This is a genomic window from Agromyces bracchium (assembly GCF_009709675.1).
In the GTDB taxonomy this organism is placed as follows: domain Bacteria; phylum Actinomycetota; class Actinomycetes; order Actinomycetales; family Microbacteriaceae; genus Agromyces; species Agromyces bracchium.
In genome coordinates this window covers 127,151-142,569 of record NZ_WMLB01000025.1, presented here as the reverse complement: position 1 = coordinate 142,569, position 15,419 = coordinate 127,151, and the positions used below count along the sequence as shown (strand labels likewise).

General features: G+C 70.5%; 14 protein-coding genes and 4 tRNA genes. 10 read left to right on the top strand and 8 right to left on the bottom strand.

The window, feature by feature from the left end:
- Nucleotides 1-5: 5 nt before the first annotated feature.
- From GJ743_RS12070 to GJ743_RS12060, 3 genes are all read right to left on the bottom strand, one after another.
- Nucleotides 6-1,214 (bottom strand): thiolase family protein, encoded by a 1,209-nt coding sequence (locus GJ743_RS12070; RefSeq protein WP_328289129.1) that lies wholly within the window; start codon nt 1,212-1,214, stop codon nt 6-8.
- A 78-nt stretch (nt 1,215-1,292) separates the two neighbouring features.
- Nucleotides 1,293-2,489 (bottom strand): ribonuclease D, encoded by a 1,197-nt coding sequence (locus GJ743_RS12065; RefSeq protein ID WP_328289128.1) that lies wholly within the window; start codon nt 2,487-2,489, stop codon nt 1,293-1,295.
- Nucleotides 2,482-3,072: a DUF3000 domain-containing protein gene (locus GJ743_RS12060; RefSeq protein ID WP_328289127.1), complete on the bottom strand. Its 591-nt coding sequence runs from the start codon at nt 3,070-3,072 to the stop codon at nt 2,482-2,484. The genes GJ743_RS12065 and GJ743_RS12060 overlap by 8 nt, the downstream gene beginning before the upstream one ends.
- 102 nt (nt 3,073-3,174) lie before the next feature.
- Here GJ743_RS12060 and GJ743_RS12055 point away from each other — a divergent pair, with 102 nt between their 5' ends.
- On the top strand, nt 3,175-4,359 hold the full coding sequence (locus GJ743_RS12055) for an alpha/beta hydrolase family protein (protein ID WP_155052148.1): 1,185 nt from the start codon (nt 3,175-3,177) through the stop codon (nt 4,357-4,359).
- A 39-nt stretch (nt 4,360-4,398) separates the two neighbouring features.
- Here the strand turns inward: GJ743_RS12055 and GJ743_RS12050 are convergent, their stop codons facing one another.
- Together GJ743_RS12050 and GJ743_RS12045 are read right to left on the bottom strand one after the other, a co-directional pair.
- Nucleotides 4,399-4,839, bottom strand: a complete 441-nt coding sequence (locus GJ743_RS12050) for a SufE family protein (protein ID WP_155052147.1) — start codon at nt 4,837-4,839, stop codon at nt 4,399-4,401.
- 35 nt (nt 4,840-4,874) lie between these two features.
- Nucleotides 4,875-5,774 (bottom strand): sulfurtransferase, encoded by a 900-nt coding sequence (locus tag GJ743_RS12045; protein ID WP_155052146.1) that lies wholly within the window; start codon nt 5,772-5,774, stop codon nt 4,875-4,877.
- Nucleotides 5,775-5,917: 143 nt separating this feature from the next.
- Here GJ743_RS12045 and zapE point away from each other — a divergent pair, with 143 nt between their 5' ends.
- The 3 genes from zapE to GJ743_RS12030 all read left to right on the top strand — a co-directional run bounded on the left by zapE (nt 5,918) and on the right by GJ743_RS12030 (nt 9,030).
- Nucleotides 5,918-6,973 (top strand): cell division protein ZapE, encoded by a 1,056-nt coding sequence (gene zapE / locus GJ743_RS12040; protein WP_155052145.1) that lies wholly within the window; start codon nt 5,918-5,920, stop codon nt 6,971-6,973.
- Between the two features lie 231 nt (nt 6,974-7,204).
- Complete coding sequence (locus GJ743_RS12035) at nt 7,205-8,428, top strand: ammonium transporter (RefSeq protein ID WP_155052144.1); 1,224 nt, start codon at nt 7,205-7,207, stop codon at nt 8,426-8,428.
- Nucleotides 8,429-8,469: 41 nt separating this feature from the next.
- Complete coding sequence (locus GJ743_RS12030; protein WP_328289126.1) at nt 8,470-9,030, top strand: type II toxin-antitoxin system PemK/MazF family toxin; 561 nt, start codon at nt 8,470-8,472, stop codon at nt 9,028-9,030.
- A gap of 55 nt (nt 9,031-9,085) precedes the next feature.
- Here the strand turns inward: GJ743_RS12030 and GJ743_RS12025 are convergent.
- Nucleotides 9,086-9,161 (bottom strand) — tRNA-Val (locus GJ743_RS12025).
- Between the two features lie 294 nt (nt 9,162-9,455).
- Here GJ743_RS12025 and GJ743_RS12020 point away from each other — a divergent pair.
- The 3 genes from GJ743_RS12020 (at nt 9,456) to GJ743_RS12010 (ending at nt 9,758) form a co-directional block, all read left to right on the top strand.
- Nucleotides 9,456-9,528 (top strand) — tRNA-Gly (locus GJ743_RS12020).
- A gap of 52 nt (nt 9,529-9,580) precedes the next feature.
- Nucleotides 9,581-9,651, top strand: a tRNA-Cys gene (locus tag GJ743_RS12015).
- 32 nt (nt 9,652-9,683) lie between these two features.
- Nucleotides 9,684-9,758, top strand: a tRNA-Val gene (locus GJ743_RS12010).
- 52 nt (nt 9,759-9,810) lie between these two features.
- On the opposite strand, the gene GJ743_RS12005 is transcribed toward GJ743_RS12010, so the two are convergent.
- A complete protein-coding gene (locus GJ743_RS12005) occupies nt 9,811-10,659 on the bottom strand; it encodes a lysyl oxidase family protein (RefSeq protein ID WP_196216990.1) in 849 nt (282 codons plus the stop codon).
- Nucleotides 10,660-10,816: 157 nt separating this feature from the next.
- Here GJ743_RS12005 and GJ743_RS12000 point away from each other — a divergent pair, with 157 nt between their 5' ends.
- The 3 genes from GJ743_RS12000 to GJ743_RS11990 all read left to right on the top strand — a co-directional run bounded on the left by GJ743_RS12000 (nt 10,817) and on the right by GJ743_RS11990 (nt 14,484).
- Nucleotides 10,817-11,848 carry a metallophosphoesterase gene (locus tag GJ743_RS12000; protein WP_328289125.1) on the top strand — a complete coding sequence of 344 codons (1,032 nt, stop codon included), beginning with the start codon at nt 10,817-10,819 and terminating at the stop codon, nt 11,846-11,848.
- A 165-nt stretch (nt 11,849-12,013) separates the two neighbouring features.
- Nucleotides 12,014-13,924, top strand: a complete 1,911-nt coding sequence (thrS, locus tag GJ743_RS11995; protein WP_230386756.1) for a threonine--tRNA ligase — start codon at nt 12,014-12,016, stop codon at nt 13,922-13,924.
- Nucleotides 13,921-14,484, top strand: coding sequence for an HIT family protein (locus tag GJ743_RS11990; RefSeq protein ID WP_155052140.1), 564 nt, complete (start codon nt 13,921-13,923; stop codon nt 14,482-14,484). Before thrS ends, GJ743_RS11990 begins: the two co-directional genes overlap by 4 nt.
- Before the next feature lie 79 nt (nt 14,485-14,563).
- Here the strand turns inward: GJ743_RS11990 and pdxY are convergent, their stop codons facing one another.
- Complete coding sequence (gene pdxY / locus GJ743_RS11985; protein ID WP_328289124.1) at nt 14,564-15,415, bottom strand: pyridoxal kinase PdxY; 852 nt, start codon at nt 15,413-15,415, stop codon at nt 14,564-14,566.
- Nucleotides 15,416-15,419 lie beyond the last annotated feature (4 nt).

Below are 15,419 nucleotides of genomic sequence, written 5' to 3'. Positions count from 1 at the left end.
CGTCCTCAGGCCTTCTTCGCGGCCTTGCGCGAGTAGTTCGGGTTCTCCCAGACCATCGTCCCGCCCTGGCCGAGGCCGACGCACATGGTCGTGATGCCGTAGCGCACGTCGGGGCGCTCGGCGAACTGGCTGGCGAGCTGGTTCATCAGGCGCACGCCGGAGGAGGCGAGCGGGTGGCCGACGGCGATCGCGCCGCCCCAGGGGTTCACGCGCGGGTCGTCGTCGTCGATGCCGTAGTGGTCGAGGAGCGAGAGCACCTGCACGGCGAACGCCTCGTTGACCTCGAGGATGCCGATGTCGTCCATCTTCAGGCCGGCGATGCGGAGCGCCTTCTCGGTCGCGGGGACCGGGCCGATGCCCATGATGGCCGGGTCGACGCCGGCGAAGGCGTAGCTCACGAGCTTCATCCTGACGTTCAGGCCGTACTCCTTCGCGGCGTCGCCGCTCGCGAGCAGTGCAGCGGTGGCGCCGTCGTTCAGGCCCGACGCGTTGCCCGCGGTGACCCGGCCGTGCGGTCGGAACGGGGTCTTCAGGGTCGCGAGGCCCTCGAGCGTCGTCTCGGGACGCATGACCTCGTCGCGCGTGGCCAGGCCCCAGCCCTCTCCGGTGCGGATGGCGACCGGGACGAGGTCCTGCTGGATCTTGCCCGCCTCGTAGGCGGCCGCGGTCTTCTGCTGGCTGCCCAGCGCGTAGCGGTCGGCGCGCTCCTTGGTGAGGTGCGGGAAGCGGTCGTGGATGCGCTCCGCGGTGGCGCCCATGACGAGCGCGTCCTCCGAGACCATCTTCTCGGCGACGAAGCGGGGGTTCGGGTCGACGCCCGAGCCCATCGGGTGGTGGCCCATGTGCTCGACGCCGCCGCCGATCGCGAGGCGGTACTGGCCGTAGCCGATGGACCCGGCGAGCATCGCCACCGAGGTCATCGCTCCGGCGCACATGCGGTCGATCGCGAAGCCGGGGACCGACTTCGGCAGGCCCGCGAGGATCGCGGCGCTCCGGCCGATGGTGAGTCCCTGGTCGCCGGTCTGGGTGGTGGCCGCGATGGCCACGTCGTCGATCTGGTCCTTCGGCGCGTTCGGGTTGCGCTCGAGGAGCCCGACGATCGCCTTCACCACCAGGTCGTCGGCCCGGGTGTTCCAGTACATGCCCTTTTCGCCGGCCTTGCCGAAGGGGGTACGGACCCCGTCGACGAACACGACGTCAGCTCGTTCAGCCACGCTGCAGCTCCCTTTCGAATGGAGGATCACCCGATCCTAGGAAGGCCGTCAGCGCGCCTCGGAATCGGTTGCCGGTTCCTACGAAGCGTCGTGTGCGGCGTCTTCGAGCGATTGTGCCGCGTGCACAAACGCCTCGGCGATTATCTGTGAGGTAGCCTCAATCTGCCAGGCCCGTGCGCCGAGTTCGTCGAGCGCATCGGCGATCGCCTCCGACGTCGCATCGGCGGGCGGATGCCACGCCACGCGCCGCAGGTGGTCGGGCGTCAGCAGGTTCTCGACGGGCATGCCGTACTCGTCGGCCACGTCGCCGACCGCCGCCTTGGCGAGCCGGAGGCGCGCGTCGGCCTCGGGGTTGCGCGACGCCCAGGCCCGAGGAGGCGGGGGAGCGTCGCTCGGCACGCGCGACGCGGGCGGGTCGGCCGTCCGTGCGTCCTCGATGGCGGCCCACCAGCGGTCGATCTCGGTGCGGCTCGCGCGACCGTTGAACGCCTTGAGGTCCACGAGCGCGCGCTTGGACTCGGGGAGGGTCTTCGCGACGGCGAGGATCGAGGCATCCGGAACGAGGCGTCCCGGAGCGACATCCGTCTCGGACGCCAGGTCGTCGCGCGCATGCCAGAGCGCCCGCGCGACCGCGAGGTTGCGGGGCGATCGCAGCGCGTGGATGCCGCTCAGCCGCCGCCACGGTTCCGCCGCGGGGGGCTTCGCGGCGCGATGCACGGTCGCGTCGAACTCCTGCCGCGCGATCTCCTCCTTGGCGGCGTCGACGAGGCGTTCGGCGAGCCGGTCGCGCACGTCGACGAGGAGCTCGACGTCGAGCGCGGCGTACCGCAGCCAGGACTGGGGGAGCGGGCGCGTCGACCAGTCGGCCGCCGAGTGCTCCTTGGCGAGGCGGATGCCGAGGAGCTCCTCGACCACGGACGCGAGGCCGACCCGGGGCATGCCGAGCAGGCGCGCCGCGAGTTCGGTGTCGAAGATGCCGCTCGGGTCGAGCCCGACCTCGCGGAGGCACGCCAGGTCCTGGCTGGCCGCGTGAAGCACCCACTCCTCGTCGCGGATCGCCTCCTGCAGGCTCGTGAAGTCGCCGATCATCGTCGGGTCGAACAGGAACGTGCCGGCATCGCGGCGGAACAGCTGGATCAGGTAGGCGCGCTGCGAGTAGCGGAACCCGCTCGCCCGCTCGGCGTCGACGGCGACCGGACCCACGCCCCCCGCGATCGACTCGACGGCATCGTCGTACGCCTCGCGGGAGTCGATCACGTGGAACTCGTCAGCCACGTCTCCTCCTCCGTGTGGGAAGGGCCGTCACCCCCTCCGAGCTCGGAGGCAGGCCGGCCAGCATGCACAGCAACTCACTCCACCCTTCCACATGCGGCGCGATCACGGCATCGAGCGGCGTCCACGACGCACGCAGCTCGAGCTCGGCGCCGTCGCCCTGCCGGGCGAGTTCGCCGTACCCCGTCGAGAGGATCTTCGTCACGGTTCCGGACGCGGCGACGTAGCGCGCGCCGTGCGCGTCGAGCGCGTCGACGAGCCAGGACCACGCGACGTCGGCCAGGAACGGATCGACGCCGATGTCGGTCTCGAGCGGGGCCTGCGCGAAGCAGACGACGCGGAAGCGTCCGCCCCACGACTCGGGCTCGGACGGATCGTGGAGCAGCACGAATCGGCCGGTGCCGAGCTCGGAGTCCTCCGCGTGCCGCCCGGGGATCAGGTCGGCCGAGAGCGCGACCGCCCATGGGGCGAGCGAGGAGGGCGCGGCGATCTCCGACACGCGCAGTTCGGCTCGCGGTGTCGCGGACCGCAGCGATTCCAGCGCTGCGGCGAACTCAGGGGGAGGCGTGGTCGCCGAGTCGGACACGTGTGCAGACTAGAGTCTCGATCACGGGGCCGGGTGGCGGCGCGCCGCGAGACGGCCTGTACCCCGTCCGGACGGACGGCGGCGACGGAGACTGGAGGCGGGATGTCGAGGCTCGAGCGCACGGTGGTGGGGCCGATCGGCGCGGTGCTCGGCGGAATCGCGATCGTGGGCGCGGCGTTCGCGGCGGCGACCGCGGCGACCGCGATCGTGTTCGCGCGGCGCGTCGTGACGCCCGAGCTCGAGCGCGAGGACGACCTGCGCATCGAACGCGTCGACCTCGCGGCCGGCGAAGTGGTGCTCTCAGGTTCCGAGGATGCACGGATGCGCGGGCGGTACGGCCTCTGGTTCGAGCACGACTCGGGCTACGCGCGCGTCGGCGACGTGCTCCACGACGACGGGCACCGGGTCCGGCGCGTGATCGAGTCGGTCGAGTTCGGCCGACTGGACCGGGCCGCGCGCGGGCGCATCAGCGGGTGGGTGCACCTCGGTCCGTGGGAGGTCGCCGAGCGCTACGAGAACGTGCTCGTGCCGACCCCGCTGGGGCCCGCCCCGGCGTGGTTCGTCCCGGCGACGGATGCCGCGGGCGCGCCGTCCGCGGACTGGCTCGTCGTCGTGCACGGCCGCGGCGCCAAGCGCCACGAGGGCCTGCGCGCGGTGGAGCCCGCGACCCGGGCGGGGTGGTCGTCGCTGCTCGTCTCGTACCGCAACGACGGCGAGGCGCCGGCGAGCGAGGACCGCCGGTACGGGCTCGGCGGCACCGAGTGGGAGGACGTGGTCGCGGCGGTCCGGTTCGCCGTCGATCGCGGCGCGCGGCGCATCGTGCTCATGGGCTGGTCGATGGGCGGCTCGATCGCGCTGCAGACCGTGCTGAGGTCGGAGGAGGTCCGCGAGCACCTCGTCGGCGTCGTGCTCGAGTCGCCGGCGGTGGACTGGCCCGACATCCTGCGGTTCCAGGGTCGCGCCCTCGGCCTGCCGGCCGAGCTCGGCGGTGCGGTCGCCCGCGTGCTCAGCGCGCCGATCGCGGGGACGCTGACCGGCCTGGCCGCGCCGATCGACCTCGAGGCGCTCGACGCGGTGGCCCGGGCCGACGAGCTGCACGTGCCGATCCTGCTCATGCACAGCGAGGACGACGGATTCGTGCCGATCGACGGGTCGCGCCGGCTCGCCGAGGTGCGCTCCGACCTCGTGCAGTTCGAGGTGTTCGAGGGGGCGCGTCACACGAAGCTCTGGAACCACGATCCGTCGCGATGGACGATGCTCCTGCACGATTGGCTCGCGGAACGCTGACCAGGGATCGGCGGGCTCGCCCGTCGGGCTGGCGGCGGGCTACGCCGCGAGCCGCTCCGCGAGCTGGCGCTTCGCGCGGGCGAGCATACCCGACATGCCGCGCACGCGGAGCGGGGAGACGGCCTCGTTCAGGCCGAGCGACTGCGGGTAGTCCGCGGGGATCGCGAGCACCTCGTCGGGCGTGAGCCCGTCGAGCCCCTGCGCGAGGATCGACGCGAACCCGCGGGTGGTGGGCGCCTCCGCCGGTGCGGTCGCGTGCATGTGCACGAGCCCGTCGGCATCGAGCTCGACGAAGATGTAGACGGGCGACTGGCACTCCTCGACGCGCTCGAGCAGGTCGGGGTGGTCGCGGTAGCTCTCCGGCAACTCCGGGAGTTCGTTGGAGAAGTCGAGCAGCAGCGTCAGCCGGTCCTTCACGCCGAGCGACAGGAAGTCGTCGCGCGTCTCGGCGAGCGCAGCGGGGAGGGTCGTGGCATCCATCCCCCCCATTCTCCCACCCCCGGCTGGGCCGACGCCTACCGGCCGGGCGCCTCGCCCCGCTCGGGACCCGTGGTGATCGGCACGCGCACCGCGCTGCCCCACTCGGTCCACGACCCGTCGTAGTTGCGGACGCCCTCGAACCCGAGCAGGTGCGTCAGCACGAACCAGGTGTGGCTCGAGCGCTCGCCGATCCGGCAGTAGGCGATGACGTCGTCGCCGTCCTCCAGCCCGACCTCGTCGCGGTAGATCGCGTCGAGCTCGGCGCGCGTGCGGAACGTGCCGTCCTCCGCGGCGGCGCGAGCCCAGGGGACGGATGCCGCGGTCGGGATGTGGCCGCCGCGCAGCGCCCCCTCCTCGGGGTAGGCCGGCATGTGTGTGCGCTCGCCCGTGTACTCCTCGGGCGAGCGGACGTCGATGAGCGGGTTGCCGAAGTGTTCGAGCACGTCCTCCTTGAAGGCGCGGATGGCGGTGTCGTCGCGTTCCACGACGGGGTACTCGACGGGCTCGCGGGCGGGTGCCTCGGTGGTCAGCGGCCGGCCCTCGGCGATCCACTTGTCGCGGCCGCCGTCGAGGAGGCGCACGTCCTCGTGGCCGAAGAGCGTGAAGACCCAGAGGGCGTACGCGGCCCACCAGTTGTTCTTGTCGCCGTAGATGACGACGGTGTCGTCGCGGGCGATGCCCTTGCCGCCGAGGAGTTCGGCGAACTGCTCGCCCGAGAGGTAGTCCCGCACGACCGGGTCGTTGAGCTCGGTGTGCCAGTCGACCTTCACGGCGCCCGGGATGTGGCCGACCTCGTAGAGCAGGACGTCCTCGTCGGATTCCACCACCACGAGTCCCGGCTGCCCGAGCCGTTCGGCGAGCCAGTCCGTGGTGACGAGCCGCTCGGGGTGGGCGTACTCGGCCAGCTTTGCGGCGGGGTCGAATTCGACGGACATGGGGAACCTCCAGTGGTCGCCCGGTCGGGCGAGGCGGATCGGGGAGCGGACTAGGCTGGTGACCCGTCCACCACCGAATCTACGCGGCATGCCGGTCGTCGTCACCGCACATGTCACGAGGTGCAACAGGAGATCCCACGCCGATGACCACTGCCGCGGCATCCGCTCTCGAGCGACTCGTCGACCGCCACCCGTCGATCACCGGAGCCGAGATCGCCTCCGAGCTCGTCCCGCCGCCGCAGTTCGAGCACGCCTCGTTCGAGTCGTACCGGCCCGACCACGACTTCCCGTCGCAGCAGGCCGCCCTCGACCGGCTGAACGCCTTCGCCGGCGCGTGGCGGGCCGCGCAGCGGCCGGGCGGGTTCTTCTCGCGCAAGCGCCCGGCCCGCATCGAGCTTCCCGGCGTCTACCTCGACGGCGGCTTCGGCGTCGGCAAGACGCACCTGCTCGCCGCGCTCTGGCACGTCGCGCACGGCCCGAAGTACTTCGGCACGTTCATCGAGTACACGGCCCTCGTCGGGGCGCTCGGCTACGCGCAGGCGGTCGAGCTGCTGCGCGGCGCGCGCCTGGTCTGCATCGACGAGTTCGAGCTCGACGACCCGGGCGACACCATGCTCATGACCCGGTTCCTCGGCGAGCTCATGGCCGGCGGCACGCGTGTGGCGGCGACCAGCAACACGCCGCCCAACGCGCTCGGCGAGGGGCGCTTCGCCGCCGCCGACTTCCTCCGCGAGATCCACGCGCTGTCGTCGAACTTCGAGACGCTGCGGATCGACGGCCTCGACTACCGGCGCCGCGACACCGAGGGGCACGCCGAGGCGCTCGTCGACGACGCGGCCGTCGAGCACGCGGCGGCGACGCTCGCCGGGCGCGGGCACCGCGTCTCGCTCGACGGGTTCGACGAACTCCTCTCGCACCTCTCCACCGTGCATCCGTCGAAGTACATCAAGCTCATCGACGGGCTCGAGTTCATCGCGCTGACCGGCGTCCGCGAGCTCACCGACCAGAACGCCGCGCTCCGGCTCGTCGCCTTCATCGACCGCGTCTACGACGCCGAGGTCCCGATCCTCGCCAGCGGCCGCCCGCTGGATGAGGTCTTCGGCGGCGACATGCTCTCCGGCGGGTACCGGAAGAAGTACCTGCGCTCGATGTCGCGCATGATCGCCCTCACGACGGGCGAGCTCCCACCGCACGACTGAGCCGTCCGCGCGGGCCGGGCACAAGCCCTCGGCAGCGATTTCGGAGGCTCGTCGCGGCATCCGGAAACATGCTCGTTACATCACGCGCGATTCCGTAACCGTTGCGAAACGCAGCGTGCCCCGTGGTCGAAACGTTCCCGCACCATTCTGAACGTCGTACCTCGAGACGAGCCCCAGTCTCATCCCCCTCGCGGTACGTCCCCTGCAAACCGAGAGGTGTGAGGATTACCTATGGATAGCGGCAACATCGCGTGGGCCGTGACGGCATCCGCGCTCGTGCTCTTCATGACGCCGGGCGTCGCGTTCTTCTACGGCGGCCTGGTCAAGGCGAAGAGCGTCGTCAGCATGATGATGATGAGCTTCGGCGCAATGGGACTGATCAGCGTCCTGTGGGTGCTGTACGGCTTCAACATGAGCGCGGTCGGCAGCGCCTGGGAGTTCTCGGGCAACCCCTTCGCCGACTTCGGCCTCGCGAGCCTCGCCAGCGGTGAGTCGGCCAACGCCGACCTCCTCGGCGTCATCTTCGGCGCGACGTTCGCCATCATCACGGTCGCGCTCATCTCGGGCGCCATCGCCGACCGTGCCAAGTTCGGCGCGTGGATGATCTTCGCGGGCATCTGGGCCACCCTCGTCTACTTCCCGGTCGCGGCCTGGGTCTGGGGCGGCGGCTGGATCCTCTCGCTCGGCGACACGCTCGGCCTCCCGGGCGTCATCGACTACGCGGGTGGAACCGCGGTGCACATCAACGCCGGTGCGGCGGCCCTCGCCCTCGCGCTCGTCCTCGGCAAGCGCGTCGGATTCCAGAAGGGCATGGACAAGCCGCACAACGTGCCGCTGACCCTGCTCGGCGCCTCGATCCTCTGGTTCGGCTGGTTCGGCTTCAACGCCGGCGCGGAGTTCCTCGCCGAGGGCATGCCCGGCGTCGGCCTCATCGCCGTCAACACGCTCGTCGCCACCGCCGCGGCGATCCTCGCCTGGATGGTCGTCGAGAAGATCAAGGACGGCAAGCCGACCTCGGTCGGTGCCGCTTCGGGCGCCGTCGCGGGCCTCGTCGCGATCACCCCGGCCTGTGCCAACCTGACCCCGGGTTGGGCCACGGTCCTCGGTGTCGTCGCGGGTGCGGTCTGCGCCATCGCCGTCGAGCTGAAGTTCAAGTGGGGCTTCGACGACTCGCTCGACGTGGTGGGCATCCACCTCGTCGGCGGCCTCATCGGTACCCTCTACCTCGGCTTCTTCGCGACCGGCACCGGCCTCTTCGTCGGTGGCGACGCCGGCCAGCTGGCCGTGCAGGCGATCGCCGCCGTCGGCGTCCTCCTCTACTCCTTCATCGTGGCCTTCGTGGTCGGCTTCGCGATCGAGAAGACCATCGGCTTCCGCGTGAAGAACGAGGACGAGCTGGCGGGCATCGACACGATCGTCCACGGCGAAGAGGGCTACAAGCTCGAGTCCGTCTGATCCTGCGATCACCGCGAGGGCGGTGAGGGTAGTGTGCGGGTGTGCCTGACACCCGCCGCTTCCTCACCGCCCTCGGGCGTGTCATCCGCTCGATCTCCGGCTCGCAGACCGTGCGACCGGCGGCTCCGGCCTCGGTGGCGACGGATGCCGCGCCGCGGCCCCGCACGGACGACGAGGAGTGGCCCGGGCGCGTCGGGCCGACGGCGACGGTCGAGCTGGACCCCGCCGGCATCCGCCGGGTCCGATTCGCGTACACGCCGGAGCGCGATGGAGAACCCGACCCCGGTGAGGTCGTCTGGACCTGGGTGCCGTACGAGGAACGCGACGGACGCGGCAAGGACCGCCCGGTCGTCGTCGTGGCGGCGGGGACCGAGGGGCGCTTCCTGGCGGTGCAGCTCACGAGCAAGCCGCAGGACGGCGATCGCGACGCGGTCGCGCTGGGTTCCGGCGCCTGGGACGGCGAGGGACGCCCGAGCTGGGCGAGGATCGACCGGGTGTTCCTCGTGCACGCCGACGGGATGCGCCGCGAGGCGTCGTCGCTCGACGCCGAGCGGTACGGACGCGTCACGCGGGCGCTCGCCGAGCGATACGGGTGGGGATGAGCCTCGCGCCCGACCGAAGCGACGAACGCCCCCGCGGATGCGGGGGCGTTCGTGATGGTGGGCGATGCCGGGCTCGAACCGACGACCTCTTCCGTGTGAAGGAAGCGCGCTACCAGCTGCGCCAATCGCCCAAGTGTGATTCGCGGACCCGATCGGATCGCGACCGCGGACTCGATACTAGCCCACGCGGCGGGTCGAATGCACATCGGCGCGCTGGGCCGGGGCGAGTGCGCTCGAGCGCCGGATCCGCTCATGGCGCCCGCGTTCGGATGTCGCCCCGACGCGGATCCGCGGGACCGCGACACGCCCGGGTTGCGCGGTTCGATTGGCCCCCTGATCGGCCGGAATCACCGGGCCATGGGCGTCGGTTTGTCATTCGTTCACATCATCGGTTAGAGTCTCTCTGTCGCCGAAACAGCGACAACGCGGATGTGGCGCAGTTGGTAGCGCATCACCTTGCCAAGGTGAGGGTCGCGAGTTCGAGTCTCGTCATCCGCTCTGACCAAGCCGGCGAAAGCCGGTTTGTTCTTTGGTGGTGAACCCAAGCAACGGTGGATTGGCCGAGAGGCGAGGCAGCGGCCTGCAAAGCCGTATACACGGGTTCGAATCCCGTATCCACCTCGAGACGGGCTCCTGGAGCTCACTCACACCCCGGGCGATTGGCGCAGCGGTAGCGCGCTTCCCTGACACGGAAGAGGTCACTGGTTCGATCCCAGTATCGCCCACCAGTACGAAGGCCCCGGCAGCAGCCGGGGCCTTCGTCGTCTCTCCGATGCGGGCTCAGGGGTTGCCGCCGAACCCGCAGATCACCACGGGGTCGCACGGCGAGTGGGCGAGCACCTCGACCTTCGCGTTCGCACTCGTCCTCGTGAGGCGGAACTTCACCCACGTGAAGTTGTTGGTCTCGTCGGACTCGATCCAGTGGTCGTCCGGGTCGGCGAGGTGGGTGAGGTAGTACTCGCCGTCCGGGATGTCGGTCACGTCGAGTTCCTGCAGCGGCGTCGACTGGTGGTACGAGTCGGCCCACCACGACGCGAGACCCTGGAGGTCGCCGTTGCACTCGAAGTAGGTGCGCGGCTTGTCCTTCTTCTGTGCTCCGGTCGTGCCGATGAACTCGATGTCCACGAAGCAGAAGGTGATCTTCACCCCCTCCGTCCAGATCATGCTCATGTTCGCCGGGTCGTCGGGGTCGTCGCCTGGACCTGGGCTCCGGATGTCGAAGAGGGCCACCGACGACTGGTGCCAGTGGTTGTGCTCGGGGTGGTAGACGGCGGCGCCGGCATCGTGCGTGGCGACGATCTGGCCGTTGGAATCGAGGATCTCCTGCGTCGCGATCGTGCACTCCGCGTACACCTGGCCGTCGATCTCGCACGGCTCGACCTGGCCGCCGCCGCGGATCTGGAGGTTGCCCGCGCCGACGTTGATGTGCGTCGTGGAGAACCGGAGCGACTCACGTTGCTGCGTGTTCTGGATCTGCAGGTGGTGAGGGACCTCCTCGATGACGTCCGGCAGGAGTGCCCCGGCGGGAAGGTCGGGGACCTCGAGGTCCTGCGCCTGGGCAGCGGCTCCGCCCACGACGACCAGGAGCGCCGCGAGGGTCGCGGCGGAGAGGACGGATGTTCGCCTCATTACTCGCTCCGTTCTGAGGAAACCTCGACTCGCCTCCTCGGGTGGAGCGTGGCAGTCGCGGCATCCGCACCGCAAGGTCCCGTTCGGGGGAGGCCCGGCGGCGGCGGTACGCTGCACGGAGCCGGCCCGCCAGCGGTGCCGCGACGGGAGGGTGCGCATGAGGTCGATGCGGCGTGGTGCAGCCATCGCAGCCGGCGCGGCGGCGGTCCTCGCGCTCACCGGATGCCTCGGACCGGGAAGTCCGGGCGGGGAACCCGCCGGGACCGACGGCCGATCGATCACCTTCACCGCGTCGGGGGATATCGGCATGACCGACGAATCGGCCGCGACGCTCGCCGACGTCGGCCGGCTCGATCCCGATGCGCACTTCGCCCTCGGCGACCTGTCGTACGGGGAGCCCGGTGCGGAGGGGGAGTGGTGCGACTTCGTCACGGGCCACGTCGGCGACGCCGTGCCCGTCGAGCTCCTCGCCGGGAACCACGAGTCGGACGGCCTGAACGGCGACATCGCCGCATTCGCCGAATGCCTCCCGAACCGGCTCGACGGGCTCTTCGGCGACTACGCCCGCCAGTACGCCGTCGACCTGCCGGCCGATGCGCCCCTCGTCAGGCTCGTGATGATCTCGCCCGGGATCACCTTCCCCGACGGCACGTGGACCTACGACCGCGGCTCAGAGCGGTACGACTGGACGCTGCAGGCGATCGAGGACGCCCGCAGCGCGGGGATCCCGTGGGTGGTCGTCGGCATGCACAAGCCGTGCCTCTCGGTCGGGAACTACGACTGCGACCCCGGTCCCGAGCTCGTGGACATGCTGGTCGAGAGCGGCGTCGACCTCGTCATCGGCGGACACGAGCACCTCTACCAGAGGACGGCGCAGCTCGCCGTCGGCGAGGAATGCCCGTCGGTCGCGCCGGAGGACATCACGGCCGCGTGCGTGGCCGATGGCGGCGATGACCTCGTGCAGGGCGACGGAACGGTGTTCGTGACGGTGGGGACGGGCGGCACGACGCTTCGAGACATCCGTTCGGACGACACCGACGCGCCGTACTTCGCGGCGTGGTCGGGGGCGAACGCCGACCCCTCGTGGGGGAACCTCGAGGTCCGGGTGTCGGAGGAGGCGCTCGACCTCGACTTCCGCGCCGCGGTCGGCTCGTTCACCGACCACGTGGAGATCCGCGCTGCCGGGTGACCCGACGTGTCCACGCCGCTCGAGTCGCCGCCGCCGCGGTCGATGACCTCGAACTCCGCGCTCGCCGCGCGCGACTACAGTTGAGGGGTTGCGTCTCACACTGCAGGGGAGTGGATCCACTTGGCCGACGGCTTCGAGCTCTTCACCGATCGATCCGTTGTCGCGATGCGCGTCAACGGCGAGCTCACGGACCTCGCGAGGACGGTGACCGACGCCGACGTCGTCGAGCCGGTCACGATCGACTCGCCCGACGGGCTGGCGATCCTGCGCCACTCGACCGCGCATGTCCTCGCCCAGGCCGTGCAGAAGGTCAACCCCGACGCGAAGCTCGGCATCGGCCCGCCCGTCACCGACGGCTTCTACTACGACTTCGACGTCGCCGAGCCGTTCACCCCGGAGGACCTGAAGGTGCTCGACAAGGAGATGGCGCGGATCATCCGCTCGGGCCAGCGCTTCGTGCGCCGCGTCGTCACCGACGACGAGGCGCGCGCCGAGCTCGCCGCCGAGCCGTACAAGCTCGAGCTCATCGGGCTGAAGGGCCACCCGACGGGTGGAGAGGGCGGGCAGGACGACAACGAGTCGGTCGAGGTCGGCGGCGCCGAGCTCACCATCTACGACAACGTCGACCCGAAGACCGGCGAGGTCGCCTGGAAGGACCTCTGCCGCGGGCCGCACCTGCCGAACACTCGCATGATCGGCAACGGCTGGGCGCTCATGCGCGTCGCGGCCGCCTACTGGCGCGGGTCGGAGAAGAACCCGCAGTTGCAGCGGATCTACGGCACCGCGTGGCCCACCAAGGACGAACTGCGCGCCTACCAGCACCGCCTCGAGGAGGCGCAGCGCCGCGACCACCGCAAGCTCGGCGTCGAGCTCGACCTGTTCAGCTTCCCCGACGAGATCGGGTCGGGCCTTCCCGTGTTCCACCCCAAGGGCGGGGTGATCAAGCGCGAGATGGAGGACTACGTCCGCCGGCGCCACATCGAGGAGGGCTTCCAGTACGTCTCGACGCCGCACATCACGAAGGCGCACGTCTTCGAGCTGTCGGGCCACCTGCCGTACTACAAGGACACGATGTTCCCGCCGATGGAGCTCGAGAACAGCGAGTACTACCTCAAGGCGATGAACTGCCCGATGCAGAACCTCATCTACCGCTCGCGCGGGCGCTCGTACCGCGAACTCCCGCTGCGGTTCTTCGAGTTCGGCACCGTCTACCGCTACGAGAAGTCGGGCGTCGTGCAGGGCCTGACGCGCGTGCGAGGGCTCACCCAGGACGACTCGCACAGCTACGTGACGCCAGAACAGGCGCCCGCCGAGATCGAGCACCTGCTGAATTTCGTGCTCGGGCTGCTGCGCGACTTCGGCCTCGACGACTTCTACCTCGAGCTCTCCACGCGCGACGCGGACTCCGACAAGTTCAAGGGCACCGACGAGCAGTGGGAGGTCGCGACGAACGTCCTGCGCGACGTCGCCGAGCGGTCGGGCCTCGAGCTCGTGCCCGACCCTGGCGGCGCCGCCTTCTACGGGCCGAAGATCTCGGTGCAGGCGCGCGACGCGATCGGCCGGACCTGGCAGATGTCGACCATCCAGTACGACTTCAACCAGCCCGAGGGCTTCGGCCTCGAGTACACCGCGGCCGACGGCACCCACCAGCAACCCGTCATGATCCACTCGGCGAAGTTCGGGTCGATCGAGCGGTTCTTCGGCGTGCTCACCGAGCACTACGCCGGCGCGTTCCCGCTCTGGCTCTCGCCGGTGCAGGTCGTCGGCATCCCCGTCGCCGACGAGTACGCGCCCTACCTCGGCGGCATCCTCACGCAGCTCGCCGGGTCGGCCGTGCGAACGGAGCTCGACACGAGCGACGACCGCATGCAGAAGAAGATCCGCACCCACACGACCCAGAAGGTGCCGATCCAGCTCATCGCGGGCGAGAACGACCGCACCGCCGAGACCGTGAGCTTCCGGTTCCGCGACGGCACCCAGGAGAACGGCGTGCCGATCGCCGACGCCGAGCGCCGCATCCTCGAGGCGATCGCCGATCGCCGACAGGTGACCACCAGGGACGACCTGTTCGCATGACCTCGTACCATTCCGACGAGTTCGACGGCGTGCCGACGGATGCCGCGGCCGACCTGGCCGGCGTGCCCGACGCGTTCCAGCGGCTCTGGACCCCGCACCGCCTCGTCTACATCCAGCACGGGCAGCAGCCCGACGAGCACGCCTGCCCGTTCTGCCGAGCACCGCAGCTGAGCGACGAGCAATCGCTCATCGTGGCGCGCGGGGAGCACGCCTACGTGCTGCTGAACCTCTACCCCTACAACAGCGGGCACCTGCTCGTCTGCCCGTACCGCCACATCGCCACGTACGACGAGGCCACCGCCGACGAGGTCGCCGAGATCGGCGAACTCACGCAGGTCGCGATGCGCACCGTGAAAGAGGTCTCGCGCTGCGACGGATTCAACATCGGAATGAACCAGGGGCGCATCGCGGGTGCCGGGATCGCCGAGCACCTGCACCAGCACATCGTGCCGCGCTGGGCGCTCGACTCGAACTTCTTCCCGATCATCGCGGGCACGAAGGCGCTGCCGCGCCTGCTCGGCGAGGTGCGCGAGGAGATCGCGGAGGCCTGGCCGCGCTGAGCGGCGTCCCTTCGGTGGTCGACCTCGTGCATTGCCTCGATACGGCGCTGCGCGCCGAGTCGACCACCGTGCGGGTGGGTCAGCGGACCTGACGGACCTCGAACTGCATGCGCGGATTCGCGTACGACTCCTGAGACTCGACGAGCCGCAGCTCGCGCTCACCCGACTCGTGGGTGTTCGCGAGCAGGTCGAAGACGCTCGACGCGGTGCGTGCGAGCGCGGCGGAGGCGTCGCCGGTGCGGCGGTGGTGCGCCGTGAAGAGTGCGGCCGTGACATCCCCCGACCCGTTCGCCTTCATCGGCAGGCGCGGCGTCTCCACGATCCATGCACCGTCGTCGTCGACCGCGAGCATCTCGATGGTGCCGTTCCCGCGGTCGGAACGCTCGACGCTCGTGACGAGCACGGCTCGCGGGCCCATGGCCCGCGCGAGGTTGACGGACTCGAGCGTCGACTCGAGCGAGTCGGGCTCGGTGCCCGTGAGGTAGCCGAGCTCGAACTGGTTCGGCGTGATGAGGTCGGCGGCCGGCACCACGCGATCGCGGAGCAGCACCGGGATCGCCGGCGCGACGAAGCATCCGCTCTTCGCATTGCCCATGACCGGGTCGCACGAGTAGATGGCGGCGGGGTTCGCGGCCTTGATGCGGGCGACGGCGTCGAGGATGACGTCGGCGATGCCCTCGGAGCCCTGGTACCCGGAGAGGACGACGTCGATGTCGGGGAAGGCCCCGCGGTCCTCGATGCCGGAGATGACGTCGGCGACGTCGTTCGGTGCGATCAGCGGACCCCGCCATGCGCCGTAGCCGGTGTGGTTCGAGAAGTTGACCGTGTAGACGGGCATGACCTCGACGCCGATGCGCTGGAGCGGGAACACGGCCGCGGAGTTGCCGACGTGGCCGTAGGCCACGGCGGACTGGATCGAGAGGACCTTCACCCCT